We start from the raw sequence: 4,054 nt of genomic DNA on the forward strand, positions 1-4,054 counted from the left end.
ACCCACCCCAGGACCCGAGCGTTCCTCGACAAGGTCCTGTGACCCACCCGGCCCCCCGCCGGACCACTCGCACACCCACCGAAAGGCACTCTCATGCTCCGCACGACCGACCGCCGTCGCAGCAGGCTGCTCGCCGCTGCCGCCGTCCTCCCGCTGCTCGCGGGGCTCGCGGCCTGCTCGTCCGCCTCGGCCGACGGCGACTCCGACACCGATCTGCAGGCCGCCGCCAAGAAGGCCGGCCTCGAGGTCAACACCACGGCGAACCAGGACCGCATCCACACCACGAAGGACGACGCCGCGATCGCGCTCCTGCCGGCGGCGGCCAAGGACAAGGACACGTTCACGGTCGCGGTCAGCGCCTACACCGCGCCGCTGGCGTTCCTGGCCGACGACGAGAAGACGCCCATCGGCAACGAGCCCGACATCGCGCAGCTCGTCGCGGACGCGCTCGGCAAGAAGCTGGTCCTGCAGGTCACCGCGTGGGAGGACTGGCCGCTCGCGCTGTCCTCCGGCAAGGTCGACGCGGTCATCTCGAACGTGACGGTGACCGAGGAGCGCAAGGAGACGATCGACTTCTCGTCCTACCGCAACGACCAGCTGGGCTGGCTCGTCACGACGAAGAACACGAACGTCCCGGCGAAGATCACCGAGCCGGCGGACGTCGCCGGCCTCACGGTCGCCGTCGGCTCCGGCACCAACCAGGAGAAGATCCTGCTCGCCTGGGACAAGCAGAACCAGGCCGCGGGGCTCAAGCCGGTCAAGATCGAGTACTACCAGAACGACGCCGACACCATCCTCGCGCTGCAGTCCGGCCGCATCGACGCGTCGTTCGGCCCCAACGCGACGGCCGCGTACAAGGCGGCCGTCGACCCCGACACGTTCAAGGTCATCGGGACCCTGAACGGCGGCTGGCCGGACAAGGCGCAGATCGCCGTCGGCACCAAGAAGGGCAGCGAGCTGGCCCCCGCGGTCACCGCAGCCCTCAACCACGCGTTCGACGACGGGTCCTACGCCAAGGTCCTCGAGCGCTGGGGCCTGACGGCCGAGTCGATCGAGAAGTCCGAGACCAACCCGCCCGGGCTGCCGAAGCAGTCCTGACCCCCTGAGCTGCTGCGCCGCGCCCGCACGGGGGTGCGGGGGCGCGTGCCGACGGGCGCGGCGCAGCACGTCCCCGATTCGGAACCGAGACGGGGCAGCACGACGAGAGGAGCGACATGACGACGACCGTCGACCACGTGGTAGTCGGAGGCGGCGTGATGGGCTCGGCCGCCGCCTGGCGGCTCGCGGCCCGTGGCCGCGACGTGCTGCTGCTCGAGCGGTTCGCCCCCGGGCATGCGAACGGGGCGTCGCACGGCTCGTCGCGCATCTACCGCACCACGTACGCGTCGGACGACTACCTCGACCTCGCGCAGGAGGCGCTGCGGCTGTGGCGCCGGCTCGAGGACGAGACGTCGTCCGACCTGCTGACGATCACGGGTGCCGTCAGCCACGGTGCCGGGCGCACGGACCTGTCCGCGATCGCCGCCGCGTTCGAGGCGCGGTACGTGCCGCACGAGTGGCTCGGGGCCGACGAGGCGCACGAGCGCTGGCCGGGCCTGCGGTTCGAGGGCGACGTGCTGCACGAGATCGCCACGGCGGGCCGCCTCGACGCCGATCGCAGCGTCGACGCGTTCCAGCGCGCGGCGGTGGCGCACGGAGCCGTCGTCCGGCACTCGTCGCCCGTGCACGTGGTGCGCGACCGGGGCGACCACGTGCTCGTCGACACCGACTCCGGCGTCGTGCGCGCGCGGACCGTCGTGGTCGCCGCGGGTGCCTGGACGTCCCGCGTCCTGGACCCGTCGATCACGCTGCCCCCGCTCGTCGTGACGCAGGAGCAGCCCGTCCACGCCGCGCTGCGCGACGGCTTCGCCGCGAGCTGGCCCGCGTTCACGCACCAGCCCGCCTCGCCGCACCCGTGGCCCAGCGGCACGTACGGCCTGCTCGCCCCCGAGGGCGTGAAGGTCGGCTTCCACGCCGTCGGACCCGTCACCGACCCCGACCGCCGGACCTTCCGACCCGAGCCCGAGCAGCTCGCGCGGCTGCGCGACTACGTCGAGCAGTGGCTCCCCGGTGCGGACCCCGACCGGCTCGAGCCGATCTCGTGCACCTACACCAGCACGCCCGACCACGACTTCGTGCTCGACCGGACCGGCCGCGTGGTCGTCGCCGCCGGCTTCTCCGGGCACGGCTTCAAGTTCGCGCCCGCCGTCGGGCGACTGCTCGCCGACCTCGCGACCGACGAGGCGACCCGTACCAGCCCCCGCTTCGCGCTGCACCGAGCGCGCACCGCCGCCTGACAGGAGCCACCATGACCACGCCGCCCCCGCTCTCCCGGGTCCCGCTGTCGATCCTCGACCTCGCCGTCGTCGGCGACGGCCGCAGCGGCGCGGACGCGATCCGCGCGAGCCTGGACCTCGCCGTCGCCGCCGACGACCTCGGCTACCGCCGCATCTGGTTCGCCGAGCACCACCTCGCCCCCGGGGTCGCCTCGTCCTCGCCCGCCGTGCTCGCCGCGCTCGCGGCCGCAAGGACGAGGCGCATCAAGGTGGGCTCGGGCGCCGTGCTGCTCAGCACGACGAGCCCGCTCGTCGCCGCCGAGCAGTTCGGCGCCGTCGCCGCCGCTCACCCCGGACGCGTGGACCTCGGCCTGGGTCGGGCGTTCACGCCGCCGCCCGAGGGCGCGTCCCCGCGGCGCGGCACCGCCACGCCGGCGCGCGACGTCGACGGCCTGCACGTGCCGGCGAGCCCGCCGTTCGACTTCGGCGACCCCGAGCTGCGCGAACGCTTCCTCGCGCAGGCACGCGTGCTCGCGACGGGTCGCGCGCCGGGCCCGTTCCGGACCGAGCTGGAGACCGTCCTCGCGCTGCGAGCGGGCGAGCTCGTCGACGACGGTCGCGCGTTCGTCAGCCCGCCCGTGCAGCACGCCGACCTCGACCTGTGGGTCCTCGCGAGCAGCGGTGGTGAGAGCGCCCGCGTCGCCGGTGAGCTCGGGCTCCCCCTCGCGGCGAACTTCCACGTGAGCCCGTCGACGGTGCTCGAGACGATCGCGTCCTACCGCGAGGCCTTCCGCCCCGGGGTGCTGGCCGAGCCGTACCTCGTCGTGTCCGTCGACGTCCTCGCCGCGGACACCGACGCGCAGGCGCAGCACCTCGCCGACGGGTTCGCCGCCTGGGTGTGGTCGATCCGCAAGGGGGGCGGTGCCCGGACGTACCCGCGGCCGGGGTCGACGACTCCGTGGGACCAGCTGTCGCCCGACGACCAGGCCCTGCTGCGGGACCGGGTCGACACGCGCGTCGTCGGCAGCCCGACGACCGTCGTCGAACGGCTCGAGACGCTGCAGCGCGTCACCGGCGCCGACGAGCTGCTCGTCACGACGCAGACCCACGACCCGGCGGACACGCTGCGCTCGTACGAGCTGCTGGCGGGCGCGTGGCTCGGGGCCGACGAGGCCTCGCCGGAGCTCGTCGGCGCCGCTCGATGAGCCGGCCGGACGTCGTCGTCCGGCTCGTCCACCCGCACGAGCACGACGCGGTCGCGGCGCTCTCGGTCGCCGCGTACACGACAGACGGCCCGGTGAGCGAGGAGTACCGGTCGAACATCGCCGACGTCGCGACCCGGGCCCGCGAGCACCAGGTGTGGGTCGCGGCCGACCGGACGACGGGCGAGCTGCTCGGCACGGTCGCCACGCCCCGACCGGGCGGTCGGCTGTCGCCGCTGGCACGCGACGACGAGCTCGACTTCCGCCTGCTCGCGGTCCACCCCTCGGCCCGGCGGCGCGGCGTCGGCGCGCTCCTCACGCTGCACGTCGTCGAGCTCGCGCGCGAGCGCGGTGCGCAGCGGGTCGTCATGAACTCGGGCCCGCGGATGACGACGGCGCACCGGCTGTACGAGCGGCTCGGGTTCGCCCGGCTCCCGGACCGCGAGGACCGGGTCGTCGACGGCGGGACGTTGCTCGCGTTCGGCCTCGACGTGCCGGCCCTCCCCACCACTGTGCCCGCCGGCGTCCACTCCCCCG

The 4,054-nt window shown here is 74.4% G+C and carries 4 protein-coding genes; all 4 read left to right on the forward strand.

The genetic code is table 11. The features are described 5' to 3' along the window. Positions 1–93: 93 nt before the first annotated feature. Positions 94–1,098: an ABC transporter substrate-binding protein gene (locus AW16_RS0116520; protein WP_029292207.1), complete on the forward strand. Its 1,005-nt coding sequence runs from the start codon at positions 94–96 to the stop codon at positions 1,096–1,098. Between the two features lie 116 nt (positions 1,099–1,214). Beyond that, positions 1,215–2,336 carry an N-methyl-L-tryptophan oxidase gene (solA, locus tag AW16_RS0116525; protein ID WP_029292209.1) on the forward strand — a complete coding sequence of 374 codons (1,122 nt, stop codon included), beginning with the start codon at positions 1,215–1,217 and terminating at the stop codon, positions 2,334–2,336. 11 nt (positions 2,337–2,347) lie between these two features. Continuing rightward, positions 2,348–3,520 carry an LLM class flavin-dependent oxidoreductase gene (locus AW16_RS0116530; protein ID WP_034649824.1) on the forward strand — a complete coding sequence of 391 codons (1,173 nt, stop codon included), beginning with the start codon at positions 2,348–2,350 and terminating at the stop codon, positions 3,518–3,520. Next, on the forward strand, positions 3,517–4,054 hold a 538-nt coding region (locus tag AW16_RS0116535), incomplete at its 3' end, for a GNAT family N-acetyltransferase (protein ID WP_051682041.1). The genes AW16_RS0116530 and AW16_RS0116535, both read left to right, overlap by 4 nt.

Origin of the sequence: Cellulomonas sp. HZM, assembly GCF_000708885.1 — a bacterium.
Taxonomy (GTDB): domain Bacteria; phylum Actinomycetota; class Actinomycetes; order Actinomycetales; family Cellulomonadaceae; genus Cellulomonas.